Origin of the sequence: Musicola keenii (genome assembly GCF_014855505.1) — a bacterium.
Classification (GTDB): domain Bacteria; phylum Pseudomonadota; class Gammaproteobacteria; order Enterobacterales; family Enterobacteriaceae; genus Musicola; species Musicola paradisiaca.
The window spans coordinates 278041-300434 of the sequence record NZ_JAAWVW010000004.1; the positions used below are offsets into that span (position 1 = coordinate 278041).

The 22394-nt window shown below is 52.1% G+C and carries 20 protein-coding genes and 1 other RNA gene; 10 read left to right on the plus strand and 11 right to left on the minus strand.

All coding sequences use genetic code 11. The features are described 5' to 3' along the window. Nucleotides 1–244: 244 nt before the first annotated feature. From adk to apt, 6 genes are all read right to left on the minus strand, one after another. Nucleotides 245–889: an adenylate kinase gene (gene adk, locus HEP82_RS06375; RefSeq protein WP_192457306.1), complete on the minus strand. Its 645-nt coding sequence runs from the start codon at nucleotides 887–889 to the stop codon at nucleotides 245–247. A gap of 399 nt (nucleotides 890–1288) precedes the next feature. Then, nucleotides 1289–3172: a molecular chaperone HtpG gene (gene htpG / locus HEP82_RS06380; RefSeq protein ID WP_192457339.1), complete on the minus strand. Its 1884-nt coding sequence runs from the start codon at nucleotides 3170–3172 to the stop codon at nucleotides 1289–1291. A 182-nt stretch (nucleotides 3173–3354) separates the two neighbouring features. After that, on the minus strand, nucleotides 3355–3960 hold the full coding sequence (recR, locus tag HEP82_RS06385; protein ID WP_192457307.1) for a recombination mediator RecR: 606 nt from the start codon (nucleotides 3958–3960) through the stop codon (nucleotides 3355–3357). Beyond that, the gene (locus tag HEP82_RS06390; protein ID WP_012764642.1) at nucleotides 3960–4289 is read right to left on the minus strand and encodes a YbaB/EbfC family nucleoid-associated protein; all 330 of its coding nucleotides are present in this window, start codon (nucleotides 4287–4289) and stop codon (nucleotides 3960–3962) included. The genes recR and HEP82_RS06390 overlap by 1 nt, the downstream gene beginning before the upstream one ends. Nucleotides 4290–4330: 41 nt before the next feature. Next, complete coding sequence (gene dnaX, locus HEP82_RS06395; protein ID WP_192457308.1) at nucleotides 4331–6325, minus strand: DNA polymerase III subunit gamma/tau; 1995 nt, start codon at nucleotides 6323–6325, stop codon at nucleotides 4331–4333. A 74-nt stretch (nucleotides 6326–6399) separates the two neighbouring features. Further along, complete coding sequence (gene apt / locus HEP82_RS06400) at nucleotides 6400–6948, minus strand: adenine phosphoribosyltransferase (protein ID WP_012764640.1); 549 nt, start codon at nucleotides 6946–6948, stop codon at nucleotides 6400–6402. A 95-nt stretch (nucleotides 6949–7043) separates the two neighbouring features. On the opposite strand from apt, the gene HEP82_RS06405 reads away from it, so the two are divergent. Next, nucleotides 7044–7271 (plus strand): hypothetical protein, encoded by a 228-nt coding sequence (locus tag HEP82_RS06405; RefSeq protein WP_192457309.1) that lies wholly within the window; start codon nucleotides 7044–7046, stop codon nucleotides 7269–7271. On the opposite strand, the gene HEP82_RS06410 is transcribed toward HEP82_RS06405, so the two are convergent. Continuing rightward, nucleotides 7240–7620: a DUF454 family protein gene (locus tag HEP82_RS06410; protein ID WP_192457310.1), complete on the minus strand. Its 381-nt coding sequence runs from the start codon at nucleotides 7618–7620 to the stop codon at nucleotides 7240–7242. The two genes, HEP82_RS06405 and HEP82_RS06410, sit on opposite strands and share 32 nt — an antisense overlap. Nucleotides 7621–7713: 93 nt before the next feature. Between HEP82_RS06410 and miaE the strand changes: the two genes are divergently transcribed. From miaE to rsmS, 3 genes are read left to right on the plus strand one after another with little or no spacing between them, the layout of a single operon-like run. Then, nucleotides 7714–8472 (plus strand): tRNA isopentenyl-2-thiomethyl-A-37 hydroxylase MiaE, encoded by a 759-nt coding sequence (gene miaE, locus HEP82_RS06415; protein ID WP_192457311.1) that lies wholly within the window; start codon nucleotides 7714–7716, stop codon nucleotides 8470–8472. A gap of 40 nt (nucleotides 8473–8512) precedes the next feature. Continuing rightward, the gene (priC, locus tag HEP82_RS06420) at nucleotides 8513–9049 is read left to right on the plus strand and encodes a primosomal replication protein PriC (RefSeq protein WP_192457312.1); all 537 of its coding nucleotides are present in this window, start codon (nucleotides 8513–8515) and stop codon (nucleotides 9047–9049) included. A gap of 24 nt (nucleotides 9050–9073) precedes the next feature. Then, the gene (rsmS, locus tag HEP82_RS06425; protein WP_192457313.1) at nucleotides 9074–9238 is read left to right on the plus strand and encodes a pleiotropic regulatory protein RsmS; all 165 of its coding nucleotides are present in this window, start codon (nucleotides 9074–9076) and stop codon (nucleotides 9236–9238) included. 46 nt (nucleotides 9239–9284) lie between these two features. Here rsmS and mscK read toward each other — a convergent pair whose 3' ends face one another. Both mscK and acrR read right to left on the minus strand, forming a co-directional pair. Further along, on the minus strand, nucleotides 9285–12671 hold the full coding sequence (gene mscK / locus HEP82_RS06430; protein ID WP_192457314.1) for a mechanosensitive channel MscK: 3387 nt from the start codon (nucleotides 12669–12671) through the stop codon (nucleotides 9285–9287). A 257-nt stretch (nucleotides 12672–12928) separates the two neighbouring features. Continuing rightward, entirely contained in the window at nucleotides 12929–13567 is a 639-nt protein-coding gene (gene acrR, locus HEP82_RS06435) for a multidrug efflux transporter transcriptional repressor AcrR (protein WP_192457315.1), read from the minus strand. A 142-nt stretch (nucleotides 13568–13709) separates the two neighbouring features. Here acrR and HEP82_RS06440 point away from each other — a divergent pair, with 142 nt between their 5' ends. From HEP82_RS06440 to HEP82_RS06455, 4 genes are all read left to right on the plus strand, one after another. Then, entirely contained in the window at nucleotides 13710–14897 is a 1188-nt protein-coding gene (locus HEP82_RS06440; RefSeq protein WP_192457316.1) for an efflux RND transporter periplasmic adaptor subunit, read from the plus strand. A gap of 16 nt (nucleotides 14898–14913) precedes the next feature. After that, the gene (locus HEP82_RS06445; protein ID WP_192457317.1) at nucleotides 14914–18057 is read left to right on the plus strand and encodes an efflux RND transporter permease subunit; all 3144 of its coding nucleotides are present in this window, start codon (nucleotides 14914–14916) and stop codon (nucleotides 18055–18057) included. A gap of 903 nt (nucleotides 18058–18960) precedes the next feature. After that, the gene (gene tomB, locus HEP82_RS06450) at nucleotides 18961–19329 is read left to right on the plus strand and encodes an Hha toxicity modulator TomB (protein ID WP_192457318.1); all 369 of its coding nucleotides are present in this window, start codon (nucleotides 18961–18963) and stop codon (nucleotides 19327–19329) included. A 49-nt stretch (nucleotides 19330–19378) separates the two neighbouring features. Further along, nucleotides 19379–19582 (plus strand): HHA domain-containing protein, encoded by a 204-nt coding sequence (locus HEP82_RS06455; RefSeq protein WP_012764630.1) that lies wholly within the window; start codon nucleotides 19379–19381, stop codon nucleotides 19580–19582. A gap of 356 nt (nucleotides 19583–19938) precedes the next feature. Here the strand turns inward: HEP82_RS06455 and ffs are convergent. After that, an RNA gene (gene ffs, locus HEP82_RS06460) (signal recognition particle sRNA small type) lies at nucleotides 19939–20035 on the minus strand. Nucleotides 20036–20225: 190 nt separating this feature from the next. Here ffs and HEP82_RS06465 point away from each other — a divergent pair. Beyond that, nucleotides 20226–20543 carry an MGMT family protein gene (locus HEP82_RS06465; protein WP_192457319.1) on the plus strand — a complete coding sequence of 106 codons (318 nt, stop codon included), beginning with the start codon at nucleotides 20226–20228 and terminating at the stop codon, nucleotides 20541–20543. A gap of 36 nt (nucleotides 20544–20579) precedes the next feature. On the opposite strand, the gene HEP82_RS06470 is transcribed toward HEP82_RS06465, so the two are convergent. Continuing rightward, nucleotides 20580–21146: a YbaY family lipoprotein gene (locus tag HEP82_RS06470; RefSeq protein WP_192457320.1), complete on the minus strand. Its 567-nt coding sequence runs from the start codon at nucleotides 21144–21146 to the stop codon at nucleotides 20580–20582. A gap of 223 nt (nucleotides 21147–21369) precedes the next feature. On the opposite strand from HEP82_RS06470, the gene tesB reads away from it, so the two are divergent. Then, nucleotides 21370–22233: an acyl-CoA thioesterase II gene (tesB, locus tag HEP82_RS06475; protein WP_192457321.1), complete on the plus strand. Its 864-nt coding sequence runs from the start codon at nucleotides 21370–21372 to the stop codon at nucleotides 22231–22233. The last annotated feature ends 161 nt before the right edge of the window (nucleotides 22234–22394 follow it).

A 22394-nucleotide genomic window follows, 5' to 3' on the forward strand; every position in this document is an offset into this window, starting at 1 on the left:
CAGGCAGCTATTGTAGCGAAAAAGTGACGAGGAAGAATGGCCGGCCCGGCGGTAAAAACCGATGCCAGCAATCGTCAGTGCTGATAGCCCAGACGCAACCTACCGGCAGCACGAATCTTCACCGCACTGCAACGAAAACCGCGTCAGGAGCGCTTATCACCACCTAGACGCCCCCTACCGGCGGGTATTCCCCCTAAAAAAAATGCCAGACATGAGTCTGGCATTTTTCGATATCGCCGAAGAATCAGCCCAGAATACGGGCCAGTTCAGCGCTGACATCGCTAACGGCGCGAGTGCCGTCGATTTTGTGGTAACGGGTGTTGCCGGCGGCGGCTTCTTGCTGATAGTAGTCAACCAGCGGAGCGGTCTGCTGATGATATTCCACCAGACGTTTACGCACGGTGTCTTCCTGATCGTCTTTACGGACGGACAGATCTTCGCCCGTCACGTCATCTTTACCTTCCACCTTGGGCGGATTGAATTTTACATGGTAGACGCGACCGGATGCCGCATGCACGCGGCGGCCAATAATGCGTTCGACGATCAGTTCATCCGGCACATCGAATTCGATCACGTTGTCGACGCTGATACCCGCCTCTTTCATGGCGTCTGCCTGAGGAATCGTGCGCGGGAAGCCATCCAGCAGGAAACCATTGCGACAATCGTCCTGAGCGATACGCTCTTTTACCAGGGCAATCACCAGTGCGTCAGTCACCAGCTTACCCGCGTCCATGATTTCCTTGGCCTGCTTGCCCAGTTCAGTACCGGCTTTTACCGCCGCTCGCAGCATGTCACCCGTAGAGATCTGCGGAATCCCGTATTTCTCCATGATGAACTGAGCCTGAGTACCTTTGCCTGCGCCCGGAGCGCCCAGCAGAATAATACGCATCGCGTAATTCCCCTTGCTATGTAGTTTTTAAAAAAAATTTGAAAAACGCTAAACCATACCATTCCGCAGGGTCTTCCTCAAGGAACGGGCTCGGTTCAGCGGCGATTCGATGCCTAAAATCCATCAAAAACTGACAAATAGCGCGTGACGCCCCTAAAACGGCTAAAAAGCCCAATATTCACTGGCACTGATCCGAAATATGTTCGGACGTTCTGAAAGTGTAGACGAAGGTACTGGGACGGGAAAACCGCAGATAACAGAAACGAATGACTACGTGGCAGACCAATACGTCGGAATATAGCTCATGAACAGCACGGTAAATACGACGACGGCGCCGTTTCTCCGGCGCCGTCGTTATCCCCCTCACTCCGCAATAGCGGAAATCAGGTTATATTCCGCTCAGGCGGTAAGCAGTTGGTTCATACGACGGATAAACTGATTGGGATCTTCCAGCGTACCGCGCTCAGCCAGCAAGGCTTGATCGAGCAGCAGTTCCACCCACTCGCCGAACCGCCCTTCATCGCCGGTATCGGCGGCACGTTTCACCAGCGGGTGCTCCGGGTTCAGTTCAAAAATGTACTTCACTTCCGGCGCATTCTGACCCGCAGCGGCAAACAGTTTCGCCATCTGGGTGCTCATGTCGTTGGCATCCGTCGTGACGATAGCAGGCGTATCGGTTAAACGATGCGTCAGCCGCACATCCTTCACTCGTTCGCCCAACAACCCTTTTACACGCTCGATAAACGGTTCCAGCGCTTTATCCGCCTCTTTCTGGCTGTCATCCGTTTCGTCCGCCAGCTTGTCCAGCGACTCATCCGCCTTGCTGACAGACTGGAAGGATTTGCCATCGAACTCCGTCAGATAGCTCATCATCCATTCGTCAATACGATCGGACAGCAGCAGCACTTCGATACCTTTCTTACGGAACAGCTCCAGATGCGGGCTGCTCTTGGCGGCGGCATAGCTGTCGGCGGTGATGTAGTAAATCTTATCCTGGCCTTCCACCCTACGGCCGACATACTCTTCCAGCGATACCGTCTGCGCGGAGCTGTCGGCGTGGGTGGAAGCGAAACGCAGTAGTTTGGCAATCGCTTCACGGTTGCCACCGTCTTCCGCCGGGCCTTCTTTCAGTACCTGACCAAATTGTTGCCAGAAAGTCTGGTATTTTTCGCTGTCATCCTTCGCCAGCTTTTCCAGCATCTGCAATACACGTTTGGTCAATGCAGTACGCAGATTCTGGGTGACGCGGTTGTCCTGCAGAATTTCACGGGAAACGTTAAGCGGCAGATCGTTAGAATCGATCAGACCGCGCACGAAACGCAGATAGGTTGGCATGAACTGTTCCGCGTCATCCATGATGAACACGCGCTGCACATACAGTTTCAGCCCGTGCTTGTGATCGCGATTCCACATATCCCATGGCGCCTGGGCCGGAATATACAACAGGCTCGTGTACTCCTGTTTGCCTTCGACCCGATTGTGGCTCCACACCAGCGGATCCGTGAAATCATGGGCAATGTGTTTGTAGAATTCTTTATAGTCTTCATCACTGATTTCAGACTTGCCGCGAGTCCACAGCGCCTGGGCCTTGTTGATCTTCTCCCAGCTGACGGTGGTTTCACCGCCTTCCTCTTCGCTCTCGGTGCGGGTTTCGATTTCCACCGGCAACGCGATGTGATCGGAATACTTACTGATGGTGGAGCGAACGCGCCAACTATCGAGAAATTCGTCTTCCCCCTCACGCAGATGCAGCGTAATTTCAGTCCCACGCTCAGGCTTGACGATCTCGGCGATGGTGTATTCGCCTTCGCCGGTGGACTCCCAGAACACGCCTTGATCCGCACCCGTACCTGCCGCGCGGGTACGCACCGTGACTTTGTCCGCCACAATGAACGCCGAGTAGAACCCGACCCCAAACTGACCGATCAGTTGGCTATCTTTCGCCTGATCAGAACCCAGAGACTCCAAGAACGCTTTGGTACCGGAGCGAGCAATCGTCCCGAGGTTATCGATCACTTCATCATGACTCATACCGATACCGTTATCAGAAATCGTCAGAGTACGCTTGTCGTTATCGATGGAAACCCGAACCCGCAGCTCGCCGTCGCCTTCATACAGCTCAGGGGCAGACAACGCGCGAAAACGCAATTTATCAGCCGCATCCGACGAGTTGGAGATCAATTCACGCAGGAATACTTCCTTGTTGGAATACAGCGAATGGATCATCAGGTGAAGCAGTTGCTTTACTTCTGACTGGAAGCCACGAGTCTCTTGGCCTTTCATACTCATTGTCACTTACCTCAATACGTAATTATTCAGGCTGATTAGCGGAAGATGAGCAACAGATGGGGATCGTCATCCCGGATTTCAAGGGGGAAATCGACCATCAACGACGCAGATGGCGCGATACATGATCATAAAGAAACAGCCGGGCAACCGGCTGCATGATTCCGTTGGGAGGAGGTTCAGAATTTGATCGGATGACGGCCGGCCAGCGAATGAGACAACGTGGTGCCATCCACCATTTCCAGCTCGCCGCCGACCGGCACGCCGTGGGCAATACGGCTGGCCATCACGCCATGTTCGGCGCAAAGTTCAGCAATGTAGTTGGCCGTAGCATCCCCTTCGACCGTAGGATTGGTGGCCAGAATCACTTCGCTGATGGATTCAGTCGCCAGACGCTCTTCCAGCCGATCCAACCCGATATCACCCGGCCCGATGCCATCCAGCGGTGACAGGTGCCCCATCAATACGAAGTAACGCCCTGCAAACTGCCCGGTCTGCTCGATGGCGTGGATATCCGCCGGGCTTTCCACCACGCAAATCTGCCCGTTCTGTTGACGGCGCGGATTGGCGCAAATCGTGCAAACGTCCTGCTCGGTGAACGTCCGGCAATCGGCGCAATGACCGATCTCCGACATGGCGCGGGTCAGCGCCTGCGCCAACCGCATGCCGCCGCTGCGATCGCGTTGCAACAAATGAAAAGCCATGCGCTGCGCTGACTTGGGCCCGACGCCCGGCAGACAACGCAGCGCGTCCATCAACGATTCAAGAAGTGGGCTGGTTTGCATCAGAACGGCATCTTAAAGCCCGGCGGTAACGGAATACCGCTGGAAACCGACGCCATTTTTTCCTGCTGCGCTTCGGCGATGCGACGGGCGGCATCATTGAACGCCGCGGCGATCAGATCTTCCAGCATTTCTTTATCGTCTTCCATCAGGCTGGGATCGATCTCAACCCGGCGGCAGTTATGCGCGCCATTGATAGTGACTTTGACCAGACCGGCGCCGGACTCGCCGGTGACTTCCATACTGGCAATCTCTTCCTGAGCCTTCTGCATTTTTTCCTGCATCTGCTGGGCTTGTTTCATCAGATTGCCTAAACCGCCTTTACCAAACATAGCACTCTCTCTACCACTTAAGGCTGCCGACGGCAGCGGGGTTAAACGGGGCGGATACTCTCTTCGTCCAGTTCCGCGTCAAAAAAACGTCTCAGCGTTTGAATATTAGCATCAGACATAATCGACTGGCGCGCCTGCGCCAGTTTCTCTTCATAAATTGCCTGGCGCCACTCCAGCGGCGTTCTTACCGCCGGGTTGTCATCTTCGGTAACGACCAAATGGATAGGACGACCGTAATGCGCCGCCAACGCATCTGACAGCGCCTTCTGCGCCGCCGCCGTATTCAGATGGCGCTGGGACGAGCGCAAATGCAAGTGCACTTCACCTTCCTGCGGCATTTCCCTGAAAGCGTTCAGCGCCAGCTGCTGCACCAGTTTCGGCAACGGCAAGCTATCGATCTCCGCCGCCCAGGCATCCCGAGACAACGATTCCGCCGCCAGTCTAGCCGCCAGTTCCGGCGTTTTTTCATGCTCCAGAGCGGAACGGAGCGCCTTTGGCGTAGCGACCGCAGTCGTCGGCTGCACTTCCTTTTTCTGTTGCGCCCGCCAACGGTAAGCTTCCGGCTTCTTTTCTGCCTTCTGCTCGGCCGTGCGGGCCACCATCTGCTGCTGTCCTCGCTCCGTTACCGAAGCCAGCCGTTCCAGAGCTGATGTTGCCGGCCGGGCGTTTCCTGACGCCGCCGGCTCAGCCTTTTTTGTCGGGGGCGTCCCCTGACGGCGCAACAATTGACTGCGCGCCTGCAACAGTTGCGCGGTACTGTCTGGCAATGCAGCCGGAGGCTCGTCAGGCATCGGCGGTGCATCCGTTGAGCGTGGCATTTCCATCGCGGGCGGCTCTGCCGCACCCGTGCGTCGGGCCGGTGCCGCCGATGTCATGGGCAGCGTTTCCGTCGCGACCGGCGGTATCGTCACTGGAGCCACAACAGTGGGGGACGGCTCGCTAATCACTTGCTGCGGATGAAATGCCAGCGCCCGCAAAAGCGACATTTCTACCCCCATGCGCCGATCCGGCGCATGGGGGAGTTCTTTGCGCCCAACCAACAACGTCTGGTAATACAGCTGGATTTCCGCAGGCGGAGTCACTCTGGCCAGATCTCGCAACCGCGGCTCAACCGATGCATATTCATCGCCGATCGCAGAAGGCAGCAGTTGCAACATCGCGATGCGATGCAATAGCGTCAGCATTTCTACCAACAGCGCTTCCCAATCCATACCACGCGCCGCAGCCTGCTCCAGTAGCGCCATGACCTGTTCGCCATCAGCTTTCACGACAGCTTCCAGCAACGCCAGCGGTTGCTCATCGTCCAGCGTGCCCAACATGTGGCTGACGACCGTGGCGGAGACGCTACCTTGCCCCATGGCGATAGCCTGATCGGTCAAGCTCAATGCATCGCGCAGGCTGCCATCGGCGGCACGCGCCAGCAGTTGAAGCGCCCGCGGCTCCACAGCCACATGTTCTTCCTGCAGTACATGCTGCAAATGCTGGCGGATCGCTTCAGGATCCAGCGCCTTAAGATGGAACTGGAGACAGCGGGAAAGGATAGTGACCGGTAACTTCTGCGGATCGGTGGTCGCCAGCAGAAATTTGACGTGCGGCGGTGGCTCTTCCAGTGTTTTCAACAACGCATTGAAACTGTGGCGGGAAAGCATGTGCACTTCGTCGATCAGATAGACCTTGAAGCGTCCGCGAGCGGGCGCGTACTGCACGTTATCCAGCAAATCGCGGGTATCTTCCACTTTGGTGCGGGAAGCGGCATCGATCTCAATCAAATCGACGAAACGCCCCTGCTCGATTTCCCGGCAGTTATCACACTGCCCGCAAGGCGTTGCCGTGACGCCCTGTTCGCAGTTCAGTCCTTTGGCCAGCAGTCGGGCAATAGTGGTTTTTCCCACTCCCCGTGTACCGGAAAACAGGTAGGCATGGTGAATACGCTCCATGCTCAAACCGTTGGCCAACGCAGTCAGGACATGCTCCTGACCCACGACATCGGCAAAGGTTTGGGGGCGCCATTTACGGGCAAGAACCTGATAGCTCATCGATACCGCGGCAGTTGAGTAATTGAGGATGTGATGCTAACACAGTCTCGTCGCCATCGGCGAGACTGCCGTCATTAATGGCCGGGGAAGTCGACCAGGCTGTAACAGGCCACACCTACGTTTTCCAGGCGCTGCTGACCGCCGAGGTCGCACAGATTAATAATGAAGGCGGCATCCGCCACTTCGCCGCCCAGACGGCGGATCAGTTTTACCGTAGCTTCTACCGTACCGCCGGTCGCCAACAGATCATCCACGACCAGTACCTTATCGCCTGTGGTAATCGCATCGGCGTGAATTTCCAACGTATCGGTACCATATTCCAGTTCATAGCTTTCACTGATGGTCTGGCGCGGCAGTTTGCCGGGTTTACGCACGGGGACAAAACCGACGCCCAGTGCCAGCGCCACCGGCGCGCCGAACAGGAAACCACGCGCTTCGGTACCGACGACTTTGGTAATACCTGCGCTACGATAGCGATTCACCAGCATGTCGATGCTTGTCGAATACGCTTGAGGGTTTTCCAGCAGGCTGGTGACATCACGGAACAGTATGCCCGGCTTCGGATAGTCGGGAATGCTTTTGATACTGTTTTTAATCAATTCTGGCTGCTGAGTTGCGGTCATAATCTTGTGCCTGATAAAACATTCTGTTTACTAAAGTGCCGGCCGCGGCTGCCATATACCCTACAGCAGTCACCGCACGCCCGGTTGGCCGGCCAATGAAAAGCGACGTTATGCCCGAGGCGTTGCGGGACAATCTCTGTTGGCGAAAAATCGCCTCCCGCTTTTCCCTTCAGACATACTTCATTCCCGTGGTCGGCGAGACCGTCTGCGGAAAAGGCAACATCGCGGCCTGCGCACGAAAACGCTCAAATCTAGTCAAACTGGCCGCCAAATGCAACCAGCCCACCATCGTCAGCGCGTTTTTTGTTGCGTCGGATCAATAACCGGCAACCGCAGCATAAAGACCAACAATCCCGTCAGAATCGCCAGCAATACGCCTCTGACCCAGACGACATCCACCAGCCACAGAGAGAGCGCAAACGTGACGATGACGACAGCCATTGCTTTTCCTTTCACGCCGGGCGGCAACGCACGATGCTGCTGCCAGTGACGCAAATAACCACCGAACCAGGATCGGTAAAGCAGCCAGTAATGAAACCGCGGCGATGAACGGGCAAAGCACCAAGCGGCCAGCAACAGAAAAGGAGTCGTCGGCAACAACGGCAGCACCACGCCGAGTGCTGCCAGTGCGACCGCCAACCACCCAACGACTATCAATGCCATACGATACATGCCATCCTCCCGTGCCCGGCGATTGCTCACAACATCTGGGAATTGTTGTATCATAACCGCACGTTAACTCAATCAATCCGCCGCCGCACATCCATGTTTGACTGTTCGATCCTCGCCCCCATCCATCATTTTCTATTGACCGAAACGCCAGACGAATGGATTCGGGAAGCGCAACGCCCCGAAAATCTGCCCATTCTTTTGCGCGATCACCTGCTATGCGAACTGAAAGCGGCACAAAGCGCCGCCTTTCTGATTCGGCGTTATGCAGTCGATGAACAGGGACGACAGCAACTGACGGAGTGGCTCTCCCCTTACGAAAACTTCGCCTACAAAAGAACAGGATCGCTGGCGTCGTTGCGCGCCACCAGTCACATATCCAAACAGCTTACGCCGCGCCCAGATTGCAGCTACAGTCAGGATATGATCGATAAAATGGTTTTGCTTATCAAAGAAGAGCTGCACCATTTCTATCAGGTACTGGAAATCATGGAACAGCGCGGCATTTCTTATCAGAGCGTTTCCGCCAGCCGCTATGCCAAAGCGCTGACACAATGCATCACCACCCATGAACCCGATGCGTTGGTGGATAAACTGATTATCGGCGCCTTTATCGAAGCGCGTTCCTGCGAACGGTTCGCCAGACTGGCGCCTTATCTGGAAGAGGATTTGCAACGATTCTATATCTCGCTATTGCGCTCGGAAGCCCGCCACTATCAAGATTATCTGGCGCTGGCGGAACAGATCGCCGGCAGAGATATCAGCGCGCGTATCGCATTTTTCGCCGCGACCGAGGCCGAGCTTATCACCCGCCCGGATGCTGATTTCAAATTTCACAGCGGCAGACCGTCGTAAATATACGGTCTAAACGCCCGATGATGGAGGCGTTATCCTCATGAATACGCAGGCTCTGCTGGCGGCGCTTCATCGCCAGATCGAAACGCTGGCCCGGGAAATCGCACCGATCGCCGAACAACAGGCGCGTTCATCCCGCTTTGATCGCCAGTTGTTCGGCGGCCACGACACACGGTTGCGCCACTATCTGGACGAAATACGACAGAACTACCAATACTTAGCATTGTATGTACAAGACCAAAACCATGAGCGCGTCGTGTTTCTGGCGGAGAAGTTGCTGGCTCAAATCACCGCATTGCAACGGGAATTGGCGACTCAGACGCTGCGAGAGCGTGAACCCGTACATGCAGAATCAGCAGATTTGTATCAGAAATTAGCGGAATATCAGGGATATGAACGGCGACTACTGGCCATGGTGCAAGATCGGGAAAGTCTGCTCGCCGCACAAACCCAACTGGATGAACAACAGCGACTACAGAGGGAACTGGCTGCGCTTGAAGGACGCCTGCAACGCTGCCGTCAGGCGTTGAAACGGCTGGAACGCCAGATAGAACGGCAGGAACACGGCCTGTCATAACGACGTAACGCGAGGAGTCATCCTATGCCTCTGAAAGACGAACCCCCGGAAGTCAAACTGGCGGTAGACCTGATTATGCTGTTGGAGGACAACCGGATAGAACCGGCGGTCGTACTGGCGGCACTGGAAATTGTCCGGTTGGACTATCAGAAAAAACTTCGCCAAACACCAACCACGTCGGATGCCTAGTATAAGGCCGGAACAACACTCGCTGTTCCGGCCATGAACATGAGCCTTATTCCGGTTTATCTGGCGCGTCCTGCGCCAACACGCGCGACACTTCTTTTACTTCATTACCTTGTGAATTATGCAGGTACACTTCCAGTTGATTGAAGGCGATATCAATCCCGTTTTCGCGGCAGAGGCGATCGATCGTGCGGTTGAGTTCATCCACGGTATAACTACGATCTCGCAGTTCACGCACATACAATCGCAATTCATGATCGAGCGAACTGGCGCCAAATGACAGGAAAAACACCTGTGGTTCCGGATCCGTCATCACACGTGAGTTTTCGCGCGCCGCCTGCAACAGAACCTCTTTCACTTTGTCCAGATCGGAACCATAGGCCACGCCGATACGAATCAATACGCGGGTGATGGTATCCGACAGCGACCAGTTGATCAGGCGCTCAGTCACGAAGGCCTTGTTCGGAATAATGACTTCTTTTCGGTCAAAATCGGTAATCGTGGTGGCGCGAATCCGGATTTTACTGACTGACCCCGAAAACGACCCGATGGTAATAGTGTCGCCAATACGCACCGGTCTTTCGAACAGAATAATCAGGCCGGAAACAAAGTTGGCGAAAATCTCCTGCAAACCGAAGCCTAACCCCACAGACAACGCAGCGACCAACCATTGCAGTTTATCCCACGAGACACCGAGCGAACTGAGGGACGACACGGCGCCCACCGCGGTAATCAAGTAGGTTAGAATCGTCGTGATGGCGTATGAGGTTCCCTGCCGCAATTGCAGCCGCGAGAGTACCAATACTTCAAGCAAACCGGGCAGGTTGCGGGTCATGATATAGGCAACCACACCAATCACCAGCGCTACCAGCACATTATTCAGCGTTACAGGTTGCAACACGGTGCCATTGGCGCCCGCTACGGTGTAATGCCACAACGTAACGCTGTCGAGATAAGAGAATACCGTGACCAAATCGGCCCAGATCCAATAAAGTGCGCCAGAAAAAATCAGCAACAGAGCCAGCGTCGCCAGTCGTAATGACTGTTGGCTGATTTCCTCCAACGCCATCGGCGCATCCGGCACCGGCTCGCTGCCTTCCGCCCCCTCTTTCACCATATTCTGGCGCCTGGCGATAGCGCGGCGGTAAGCCAAACGCCGGGCCGCGACGCTTAACCCGCGGAACGTCGTCAAATACACGATATTCCAGACAATCAGCAGGTAAAGGCTGTTGGTCCAGCGACTGGACAGGCGCAGCGTCGTATAAAAGTACCCACTGAGCATCAATCCGATCAGAAACAGCGGCATGGCTGCCAGCACCGTCACCACCATCAACCGAGCCGTATGGTGATCTTTAGCACGCCAGCTATCACGGCATATCGGGAACACCAGAATCGTCAACAACAGCAGATTACACACCACGACAGTCTGGCCGATGACATCTCCGACCAGATATTGCGGCGCTTTATCCCCCAGCACGGCCCAGAACATCAGCGGCAACAGTGCCCCCCCCAGACGCAGCGTCTGACGGCGGTAATGAGAACAACGGGAAATGGGAACATCGAAATGACGCTCATACAATCCGCCAGGGCTCAGGCTGAACCATGCCAGACCAAATACCAACCAGAACAACGCCAGATTCTGGCTCAGTTGCCAGGCAAAGCTACTGATTTGACTGTCGGTGCGCTGCAGCCACATCCCCAGACACAGGATCACCAATGCGCCCGGCAATGTACGCAGTATCACCAGCAGGATGGTCTGCGGCGTGTGTAACTGACTGTCTCGTTTAAGCTGCCCGACGTCGCCGGCCAGTTTCACCATATACCCATCAATTGTTTTTCGCCGCCAGTAAAGCCCCCCGACGACCAGCAGTGCAGGGATGATGAACACTAAGGAAGAAACCAACCCTTGCCACAGTTGCTCCACCTTGATGCTGAGATGAAACGTCTTGAGCTGTTGCTTTGCGGCCGATGGCCAGTCTTTCAGCCAGCTCCAGTCCATCGGTTTATTGCTGCTCACCCAAAAAATCTGTTGGGTCAGCGTTCGCTGTAATGACGTATTAACGCTCATCAACTGTTGACGGCTAATTTGCAGATTGATCGCCAACATCAACTGATTACCAAGCTGTTTATTCAGCTGATCCAACAACTCGCGGCGCATATCCAGAATCTGCGTCAACGCATCGGTGACTTCTTCATTAACCTGAACATTACTGTTGCGAGCCAATAGTTGCTGGATATATTCATCCCCCCGGAACAACAAATCCCGCTGCTCATTGATAGTGAACTGCTCAAGGCGTAAATCGGCTATCTGCTCGCTCATATCGCTAAGCAAATCGGCCGACGGCAGATTCTGTTGCTGCTGATACAAAATACGCGACAGCAGCAAACTGCCCTTCAGCACTGTAATCTGCTCTTTCAGATTACGTTCCGACTGCGTCGCGCGATCCAGCCAGTTTTTCACCTGAATGCTTTCCTGCACCAGGGTATTTCCGGCTTCTGTCGCCTTAATCAGACGTTGGCTGAGCTGATGGTTCACATCCATTTCCGCTTTGACCAGCGGGTTTTCCTGGATCCGCTGCAATTCATCAGAGTTCTGCGCTTCCTTGGCGGTTTTTTCCGATAAGGTCAGACGTTTGTTATTGATGACGCCTTGCAGCGTCTGCACCATATGTTCCAACTGACTGATCTGAGCGGCGGTATAATCCCGCTGCTTCTGCAACAGATCCTGCAGCGTCGTATTCACTTCCAGACTTTTACGCTGTTGCTCCATTTGCAACCCGACCAGTACCTGCTCCGTCTGCAGCAATGTCTGCTGACTAGGACGCAAAGGCTCCCGGTTGGGCTCGATCCCATTGAGTTGGTTACGAATCTGTTGGCTGCGTTGAGACGCGGTATACAACGCGCTTTGTACTCTTTCCGGCTGGGTTTGCAGGGAAATCAGCTGGCTGTTGTATGTCGATAGGTTTTCCTGCGCGGACTGCAGATCGTCCAGCGTGGAGTTCAGTCGGGCTTCCAGTTGTTTGAGCGACAGCGAATCCAGCGACTGCGATGACGTCGGCGCAGCCCCCGTCATCGACACCAGATCCTCATTAACTTGTTTAAGCTTTGCCGGCGCCTGTGCTGCCTGTTGGCGAAGCTGGTTGGTTTCCTGTTTAACCCGATCGATAGCGTCCAGCAAATCCAGCGTCTGGGATAAATCCTGCTGGGTCAGCTTATCGGCGGAGGTAGGATTCTTTTGTTTGTTCAACGTATCCAGGCGGTTCTGAATGTCCGCCCGAGTCGGTACATCGCCGGTCGCGGCGAAAGATGTCGCCATAGGAAATGTCAGGATCAGCGCGACGATAAGCAACAGCAGAACGCGATGCAATACATCAGCGGACAAACGAAAAGTGAAGAAGAAAGGTAAAAAAGGATAAACAGCGGACCGGCGACTCATAATTCATCATCAGATTAACGAAGATGGCGCAGTTTAACACGGATGATCATAGCGAGGTATGCGAATCATCCCCAGGACATCGCCTCATTTTTAACATGCTGTTCACTCTCCTTCGCCCGACTTTACCACTCAGCGACGGCACCAGGCCTGCGTGAGCGCTAGCGAGAAAGCGCCTTACGGAACGGCTCGCGTAATATGAGATAAATCCCAAATCGTCATATTGGGGCAAGCACAGGTGATAATCAGGAAGAGTGAGATCAGTCTGGCAAACGCATCGACGGAGAATGCTGCAACATATAAATAACACCATCGACCAAAAATGGTGTTTCGTCTTTCAAATCAAAGAAATTGGGCTTAAACAGCCAGTTTTCCATTATTCCAGTGACATAAGCGTGCAGCACGATCGCAGCACGACGCACATTGAGATTCTCCGGCAACATTCCCGGCCCTCGACATCGCTGCAAAGACGCTTCGATTTTGCCATAGCAGTCACGATAAAGTTCCCTGCGGCCATTGAGGATCGGCAGCATCTCCCCAACAAACTCGCATTTATGAAAAATGATTTCCATCATGGAACGCCATTCGTCATCCAACTTGGACAATTCCAGAATGTAAATCAGTAACTCTCGTAATACATGCAGTGGATCATCAGGAAATTTTGACTGATACTCTGCTTCAAAAACAGCAATCTTTGATTCGGTTCTTGCCCAAATCTCATCAAAAAGTTCGGCTTTGTTTTTGAAGTGCCAGTAAATAGCACCACGAGTCACTCCGGCTGCCGTTGCAATATCAGACAATGATGTAGAGGAAACCCCGTTTTCAGAAAAAAGACGTAAAGCAGCGTCCATAATCTGGTGTCGGGTTTCCTGCGCCTGTTGTTTGGTTTTTCGTGCCATGGTGTTGTTTTGAAAGAGTGGGGTGACTTACATACATTCACGAATGTATGTAACATAGCATGAGAACAAAATTATCGCAGCAATGGGTTTTAAGGCTTGTGATCCATTGGTCAATTAAACATCGGACACTTGGGGTTTATCTATGAATAAAAACAGAAGGCTTACGCCTCTGGCGGCAATGCTGATGCTTTCTGGCGGCCTGGTGCTCACGGGATGTGATAATGGTGCGCAACAAGGCGCTCACCCAGGCGGTGGGTTACCTGAAGTTGGCGTTGTCACATTAAAAACGCAACCGCTTACTATTATTACAAACCTCCCGGGACGAACAAGCGCTTACCGTATTGCGGAGGTTCGCCCTCAAGTCAACGGTATCATCCTGAAACGAAACTTCATCGAAGGCAGTGACGTTCAAGCTGGCTCATCACTGTATCAGATCGATCCCGCAACATATCAGGCACAATACAACAGTGCCAAAGCCGCGTTGGCACAATCCGAAGCCAGCGCAGAAATCGCACGTCTTACCGTCAACCGCTACAAACCGTTGGTTGGCACCAATTACGTCAGTAAGCAAGATTACGATCAGGCCGTCGCCACGGCACGCCAGGCGGATGCGTCAGTCGAATCAGCCAAGGCATCGCTGGATACTGCCCGTATTAATCTGGCCTATACCCGTGTAACGGCGCCGATTTCCGGCCGTATCGGCAAATCGACAGTGACCGAAGGCGCGTTGGTTTCCAATGCCCAGAGTGCAGCGCTGACCACCATTCAGCAGCTGGATCCCATTTATGTGGATGTCACCCAATCCACCAATGATTTTCTGAAACTGAAAAAAGAGTTGGAAAGCGGCAAACTGCAGCAAAACAACGGGAAAGCCAATGTGCGTCTACTCCTAGATAACGGTATGCAGTTCGGCCAGCAAGGTACGCTGCAATTCTCGGATGTCACGGTAGATGAAACGACAGGCTCCATTACGTTGCGTGCAATTTTCCCCAACCCGGAACATTTGCTGATGCCGGGCATGTTCGTTCGAGCGCAATTGGATTCCGGAGTAGATAACAATGCCCTGCTGGTTCCGCAACAAGGCGTTAATAGAACCCCACGCGGCGACGCGACCGTGATGGTTGTAGGAGAAGGCGACAAAGTTGAAGTTCGCCCGGTTATCACCACCCAGGCGATTGGCGACAAGTGGCTGGTAACGTCCGGCGTAAAAGCTGGCGATAAGGTCATTGTGACCGGTCTGCAGAAAATCCGACCCGGCGCACAGGTAAAAGCCCAGGAAGTCACCTCTGGGAACGGGCAGGCATCACAGCAGCAACCCGCCAAGTCTTAACAGGAGCCGCTAATCAATGGCTAAGTTTTTTATTGATCGCCCCATTTTTGCATGGGTAATCGCCATCATGGTGATGCTGACGGGGACATTGGCAATTCTCAAATTGCCAATCGCACAGTACCCGACCATCGCACCACCCGCGATACAGATTACCGCAACCTATCCCGGTGCGGATGCAAAAACCTTGCAAGATACAGTAACGCAGGTTATCGAACAAAACATGAGCGGCCTGGACAACATGCTATATATGTCGTCCAACAGCGACTCATCCGGTTCTGTTCAGATCACCGTGACGTTCGATTCCAAGGCAAACCCTGATATCGCTCAGGTTCAGGTGCAGAACAAACTGCAGCTCGCCATGCCGCTGCTGCCGCAGGAGGTTCAGCAACAAGGTATCAGCGTACAGAAGTCCAGCAGTAGCTTCCTGATGGTGTTAGGTTTTATCAGTAATGACAAAAACATGACCCAGCAAGATATTGCGGACTATGTCGGCTCAAACATTAAAGATCCGATTAGCCGCGTATTAGGCGTTGGTGATACTCAGCTATTTGGTGCCCAGTACGCGATGCGCGTATGGTTGGATCCGGATAAACTCAATAACTATCAGTTGACCACTGCTGACGTAGTTACCGCCATCACGGTGCAGAACAACCAGATCGCCGCAGGTCAGTTAGGGGGAACACCGCCGGTTCCGGGCCAGAAAATGAATGCGTCCATCATTGCCCAGACCCGCCTCAATTCGCCCGAACAGTTCGGTAATATCTTGTTGAAGGTCAATCAGGACGGCTCGCAAGTTCGGCTCAAGAATGTCGCTCGTATTGAGTTGGGCGGTGAAAGTTACAGCGTCGTCGCTCGATTTAACGGCCAACCGGCCTCTGGCCTGGGGATTAGACTGGCTACCGGCGCCAACGCCTTGGATACAGCAGCGGCGGTAAAAGCGGAAATCGCCAAGCTGGAACAGAATTTCCCTGAAGGGATGAAGGTTGTTTACCCCTATGACACCACACCATTCGTAAAAATTTCTATTTATGAAGTGGTGAAAACGCTGCTCGAAGCTATCGTGCTGGTGTTTGTGGTGATGTACCTGTTCCTGCAAAACTTCCGCGCCACGCTGATTCCTACCATCGCGGTTCCGGTGGTTCTACTCGGTACATTTGCCATTCTTTCCGCATTCGGGTACTCAATTAACACCCTGACCATGTTCGCCATGGTGCTCGCCATCGGTCTACTGGTGGATGATGCCATCGTGGTCGTGGAAAACGTGGAGCGCGTGATGGCTGAGGAGAAATTGTCTCCTAAAGAAGCCACGCGCAAGTCCATGGGGCAAATCCAGGGGGCACTGGTCGGCATCGCGCTGGTGCTCTCGGCCGTGTTCGTACCAATGGCATTTTCCGGCGGCTCTACCGGTGCGATTTATCGTCAGTTCTCCGTGACCATCGTCTCATCAATGGTTCTGTCGGTACTGGTCGCGTTGATTCTAACACCAGCGTTATGCGCCACCATTCTCAAACCCATCGACCATCACGCTGAGAAAAAGGGCTTCTTTGGCTGGTTCAACCGGTTGTTCGACAAAAGCACCCATCATTACACCAACAGCGTAGCCAACATCCTGCGGGCGACCGGGCGCTATGTCGTGGTTTATCTGCTCATCGTAGCCGGTCTGGCCGTGATGTTCATGCGTCTGCCAAGTTCCTTCCTGCCGCAGGAAGACCAAGGCGTATTGCTGACCATGGTGCAGTTGCCGGTCGGCTCGACGCAGGAAAGCACCCAAAAAGTTCTTGATCAGGTAAACGATTACTACCTGACTCATGAAAAAGAGAATGTGAAATCGGTCTTCACGGTTAATGGTTTCGGGTTTGCCGGTCGCGGGCAAAACATGGGGATCGCATTCGCCAGTCTGAATGATTGGGATGAACGGAAAGGTGCTGCGAACAAGGTCGATGCCATTATCGGTCGTGCATTCGGCAACTTCTCACAAATCAAGGAAGCGCTGGTTATCCCCTTCAACATCCCAGCGATTGTCGAACTGGGTACCGCCAGCGGGTTCGACTTTGAGCTGATAGACAAAAACAACCTGGGCCACGATAAACTGATGGCTGCCCGTAACCAGCTGTTGGGAATGATTGCTCAACATCCGGATACGCTGATCCGTGTACGTCCCAATGGGATGGAAGACACGCCTCAGTATCGTCTGGATATCGATCAGGAAAAAGCCGAAGCATTGGGGGTGTCCATCTCCACGATCAACTCGACGCTTTCTACCGCGTTGGGGGGCAGTTACGTCAATGACTTCATTGACCGGGGGCGAGTGAAGAAGGTCTATGTCCAGGCTGATGCACAATTCCGTATGCTGCCGAACGATATCCAGAAATGGTACGTTCGTGGAACATCCGGCCAGATGGTGCCATTTTCCGCCTTTGCCTCCGCACACTGGGAATATGGCTCTCCCCGTTTGGAGCGCTATAACGGCTTACCTTCTGTGGAGTTGGTGGGAGAGGCCACACCAGGGAAAAGTACCGGTGAAGCCATGGCGTTGATGGAATCGCTGGCAGCCCAATTACCGCCGGGAATCGGTTTTGACTGGACGGGGATGTCCTTCCAAGAACGGTTGGCGGGCAACCAGGCTCCCGCGTTAATCATCATCTCTGCGATAGTGGTCTTCTTGTGTCTTGCTGCGCTGTATGAAAGTTGGTCGATCCCCTTCTCCGTCATGCTGGTGGTACCGTTAGGGATCTTCGGGGCGGTAATGGCAGCGAGCCTACGCGGTCTTGAAAACGACGTGTACTTCAAAGTGGGGCTGTTGACCACTATCGGTCTGTCGGCCAAGAACGCCATTCTGATCGTCGAATTCGCCAAGGATTTGATGGAGAAAGAGAACAAGGGTCTGATAGAGGCAACGCTTGAAGCTATACGCATGCGTCTTCGCCCTATTTTGATGACATCACTGGCGTTCATCCTGGGCGTAGTGCCGCTGGTCATCAGCACGGGTGCTGGCTCCGGTGCTCAGAACGCAGTAGGTACTGGCGTAATGGGCGGGATGATTACGGCAACGGTACTGGCGATTTATTTCGTCCCGGTATTCTTTGTTGTTGTTCGCCGACGTTTTAGCCAGAAAAAAGACACCACTCATACATCTGATAACTCAATGGAAACTCATTGATTTTTCATGAAATTAATCAAAGGCCGCGTACGCGGCCTTTTTAATTTTTGCTGATTGGCAGCGTTGAACCATCTATCAATAAAATACAGAAACAAGAAATATCTATTCTTCACTGCGAGCGCAGCCAATTCCTCACCAACAACACAGAGTCATACGAGTGCATAAGAAGGGAAATAATATCAATGCATGAAGAAAGGAATAACCTACACCTCCGCTGTCATCAACAACTCAACCCAGTATCAGAGGATGCTATATATCTATCGGGATATATCAAATTTCCGCTTATTATATCCCACGTCATTATCAATGCAGGAACGATTCGTGGTCAGCGATGTGACAGCAATACTGGATGTCATTGTAGGCTTGTATGTTCACACCATGGCATAAAAACAAAACCCGCCCTCGTCATTGAGCCCCAATAAACGCAGACATAACTGTTATCAGATAGTAATCAGTAAGTTAGCCACCATTTCTTATTTATCATCCGAATATAAGCATCTCACAAAACAAAAAAATAGAGTAAATTATGATTACTTACCAAAAATTTTAAATTTAATGAAATGAACATAAACCCGGTACATTCCTAAAAAAATTAAACATTACTGTAGCCATGGTCGATAAATACAATCAGTACCATAATCATCCTAGTAATACAGTATTGATAGGGATCATTTTAACCTGTCAGTGCAGCATAAGTTAAATTTTCTGCTATAGTTAAGGCAGGATGATTTTGACAGTGATGTTAAGTCATTTTTTAACATTCATCAGGCCACCCAGTGCAGTCTTTAAAGCAGTAATAAAGAATACCGAGGGGCATTCTCTCTTCTTCACATTAACTTTCTATCTGTTTGACTGGCGACAACCCTAAATAATATTGAACGATAGTTTAACGGAGGGATAGATATGGATGAGTACACCCCCAGAAATTATGATATTGCCCAGCTCAGATTCTTGTGTGAAAATCTGCGTGATGAGAGCATTGCCAATCTCGGCGACAGCAGCCATGGTTGGGTCAACGACCCTACCTCGGCGATAAATCTTCAGCTCAATGAGCTTATTGAGCATATAGCGGCATTTATTGTTACCTACAAGATAAAACACCCGAATGAAGAGGAGTTGTGTGAGCGAGTTGAAAAGTATCTGGACGATACCTATATTCTCTTCAGCAACTACGGTATCAATGATGCAGAGTTGAGCAGATGGCAAAAATCAAAGTCCGAATTATTCGGAATGTTCTCAGAAAAGAGCATCTGTACGGTAGTAAGAACTTAAGTAATAATTTGTTTTATAATTTAAATCCAGGAAAATTATCAAGGTCACTATGAAAAAAATCGATTATTTGATGCGCCTGCGTAAATGCACCACTATTGATACGCTAGAGCGTGTTATAGAGAAGAATAAGTATGAACTTTCTAACGATGAGCTGGAAATGTTCTACTCTGCGGCAGACCATCGTCTGGCTGAACTCACTATGAATAAGCTGTACGATAAAGTACCGACTTCCGTATGGAAATACGTGCGTTGAACGATTCTATTTCACGACACTGAGCCGATACGTTTGTCGGCCTTTGTTTTTTTATAGATATGAAAAGAACTCATCTCCCATTGTAACCAAGTGTATCTTTCCTATTTGATCTTACTTTCGTAATAGATCACGCAGCCATTTTATGAAAGTTTATCACTCTCAGAACATCAAAATTTCTTAACTATTACCCACTGTCACAACATTATTTTTTATAGTCGATTCTATCTGATGAGTCTTCCAGACGTTGTAACGTAATATCATGTTTGATACAGGAGATAATGCTCGATTTATCGAATATCCGATATCAGGACATGCGCGTTAAAAATGGAAAAAATGAGATAAAGAAGTGGTGGAGACCCTGCCAGCTACATCCCGGCACACACATCACTCGCTGCGGCTGCTTCCTTCCGGACCTGACCGGGTTCACGGGCTAGTGTTGCGGGAGAACCGACAGGGCCTCCATTGAAGGCTCCGCTTGCGCAGAGTGGCGGGCATTATCGGTGATGCCCCATACAAATGCAAGTTACCCACGTCCGACCGCTGTTTTCTTACCCATTTTTATCATCCCGAATCAATCCGGCTGTCACTGCGAACAATAACCACTTTATACTGTTCAACCCGCTTTCGATGCCAAATAACACTTATGACAGTCAGCGAATATAGTTTTCGACAACGAGTCATCCATACCGTGGCGGCGATCCCCTATGGCTCTGTTGCTACCTATGGCGATATTGCCCGTATGGCAGGCTCCCCACGAGCATCACGCCAGGTTGGCGGCATATTAAAAAGTTTGCCCGAAGGGTCGCGTATTCCCTGGCATCGAGTGATAAACCGGTATGGAGAGCTATCTCTACAGGGAGACAATTACCAACGCCAAAAATGTGCATTGCTTGCCGAAGGCATCATTCTGGATGCAGCAGGTAAAATTGATTTGGAAAGATTTCGTTGGCGATGCGAGTGATAAACACAAGAACCGCCAACGAGAAGCCGGTGGGAATTACTGCGAGAATAAACCGCCAGAAGCGGGTGAACGTCCTTCAATTACAGGCGCTGGCTGCGTCGAATGCAGCATCCCGGATGACTGGGCAGAGGCCGCAGCTGAAGCAACCGGCACCAGCATCAAATCAGCATTATTCACACCATTACTGATAACGGGGATAAGGTTTTCAGTAATCAATACAACTCGATTATTGATGGCAATGGCGGCACTCAGCAATATCCTGGCGCCAGGTCTCACATCCAGCGCATTGTAGGGTAGAACAAAGCGGAAAGGTGCCTGTTGCCCATTAGTTCGAACAACATGTTGAGTAATCACCTTTGCTGCGGCGTCAGACGCAGATGCATCGGATACGGTTACAGTCAACACGGCATTAGACGGCAGAGCAATATTCTGACGAAGATTCACCGTACCGCTGACCACAGGCGTTGCGATAGACGTTCGCGTGCCAACAATACTCGTCACTGGTGCATCAGTTCTTAGTGCTGAACCAAAATTCTCCAGATTTGTACATCCGGCTAACGCGATCGATACCGTAATACCACCAAAGATATGCCATAATCTCATACGGTAAGTCTCCTTTAGTTATTCTGTCAGGCGGTCGGCCGAAAAGCCGCATCAAGGTATGCAGTATGATTCATACGATACAGGAATCATGGTGCAATATTCTGATAATGCACTGATATGTGATGCAACTCCCCCGTGGAAATAAATAACCTAAACTCGCCAACGTTTACTCCATAAAGACGATACCATCAGGATAAACCACTAACTGCTGCAGGTTTAAAACATGAGTCTGGCATTACAACATCTTCTCGATCTTCTGAACCTGGAAAAACTGGAGGAAGGTTTGTTCCGGGGTCGAAGCCAGGATCTGGGTCTTCGCCAGGTATTTGGCGGGCAAGTCGTAGGACAAGCGCTCTCAGCAGCCAAACAGACCGTATCCGCCGAACGTTTTGTACATTCGTTCCATTGTTACTTCCTGCTGCCGGGTGACAGCCAGAAGCCCATTATTTATGACGTCGAAATTTTGAGGGATGGCAATAGCTTCAGCGCCAGGCGAATTAGCGCTATTCAGAATGGGCGTTCTATTTTCTACATGACCGCCTCATTCCAAAGTCGTGAGACAGGATTTGAGCATCAGAACACCATGCCGCAAGTCCCGCCGCCTGAAGTATTGAAATCCGAGCGGGAAATCGCCCATAGCATGGAACACCTCATTCCTGCGCCGTTAAGAGATGCCTTTACCCGCGAGCGGCCTATCGAAATGCGGCCGGTAAAATTCCACAACCCATTAAAAGGCGAAGTGGATGAACCTGTACGCTATGTTTGGTGCCGGGCCAACGGCGATATGCCAGATGATGAACGAACCCACCAGTATCTATTGGGATATACCTCCGACTGCAATTTCCTACTTACAGCGTTGCAACCCCATGGCCTCGGTTTCCTTGAACGAGGAATGCAGGTTGCCACTATTGATCATACGATGTGGTTCCATCGCCCATTCAGGCTGGACGACTGGTTGCTTTATGCTGTCGAAAGTCCTTCAGCCTCGGGCTCCAGAGGATTTGTGCGCGGGCATTTTTATACGCGCGATGGGACTCTTGTAGCATCCAGCGCGCAGGAAGGCGTGATGCGTCATCACCCTCTGTAATCTCACGTCATCCAAGCATAAAAAAAACACCCAACGGGTAATGCCAGTCACTTAAGGTGACTGGCATTGTTTTTAAAAGGGTATTTGGGCTTTTTTTGCCTCACTTCTCTTTCATACTCCCGCTCCCGTCTCGGCGGCAGTTTCAGCATCGCGGCATTGCT

Coding starts and splice junctions, on each gene's coding strand:
- adk (WP_192457306.1), bottom strand. CDS start 889: ATGCGTATTATTCTGCTGGGCGCTCCGGGCGCAGGCAAAGGTACTCAG.
- htpG (WP_192457339.1), bottom strand. CDS start 3,172: ATGAAAGGCCAAGAGACTCGTGGCTTCCAGTCAGAAGTAAAGCAACTG.
- recR (WP_192457307.1), bottom strand. CDS start 3,960: ATGCAAACCAGCCCACTTCTTGAATCGTTGATGGACGCGCTGCGTTGT.
- HEP82_RS06390 (WP_012764642.1), bottom strand. CDS start 4,289: ATGTTTGGTAAAGGCGGTTTAGGCAATCTGATGAAACAAGCCCAGCAG.
- dnaX (WP_192457308.1), bottom strand. CDS start 6,325: ATGAGCTATCAGGTTCTTGCCCGTAAATGGCGCCCCCAAACCTTTGCC.
- apt (WP_012764640.1), bottom strand. CDS start 6,948: ATGACCGCAACTCAGCAGCCAGAATTGATTAAAAACAGTATCAAAAGC.
- HEP82_RS06405 (WP_192457309.1), top strand. CDS start 7,044: ATGAAAAGCGACGTTATGCCCGAGGCGTTGCGGGACAATCTCTGTTGG.
- HEP82_RS06410 (WP_192457310.1), bottom strand. CDS start 7,620: ATGTATCGTATGGCATTGATAGTCGTTGGGTGGTTGGCGGTCGCACTG.
- miaE (WP_192457311.1), top strand. CDS start 7,714: ATGTTTGACTGTTCGATCCTCGCCCCCATCCATCATTTTCTATTGACC.
- priC (WP_192457312.1), top strand. CDS start 8,513: ATGAATACGCAGGCTCTGCTGGCGGCGCTTCATCGCCAGATCGAAACG.
- rsmS (WP_192457313.1), top strand. CDS start 9,074: ATGCCTCTGAAAGACGAACCCCCGGAAGTCAAACTGGCGGTAGACCTG.
- mscK (WP_192457314.1), bottom strand. CDS start 12,671: ATGAGTCGCCGGTCCGCTGTTTATCCTTTTTTACCTTTCTTCTTCACT.
- acrR (WP_192457315.1), bottom strand. CDS start 13,567: ATGGCACGAAAAACCAAACAACAGGCGCAGGAAACCCGACACCAGATT.
- HEP82_RS06440 (WP_192457316.1), top strand. CDS start 13,710: ATGAATAAAAACAGAAGGCTTACGCCTCTGGCGGCAATGCTGATGCTT.
- HEP82_RS06445 (WP_192457317.1), top strand. CDS start 14,914: ATGGCTAAGTTTTTTATTGATCGCCCCATTTTTGCATGGGTAATCGCC.
- tomB (WP_192457318.1), top strand. CDS start 18,961: ATGGATGAGTACACCCCCAGAAATTATGATATTGCCCAGCTCAGATTC.
- HEP82_RS06455 (WP_012764630.1), top strand. CDS start 19,379: ATGAAAAAAATCGATTATTTGATGCGCCTGCGTAAATGCACCACTATT.
- HEP82_RS06465 (WP_192457319.1), top strand. CDS start 20,226: ATGACAGTCAGCGAATATAGTTTTCGACAACGAGTCATCCATACCGTG.
- HEP82_RS06470 (WP_192457320.1), bottom strand. CDS start 21,146: ATGAGATTATGGCATATCTTTGGTGGTATTACGGTATCGATCGCGTTA.
- tesB (WP_192457321.1), top strand. CDS start 21,370: ATGAGTCTGGCATTACAACATCTTCTCGATCTTCTGAACCTGGAAAAA.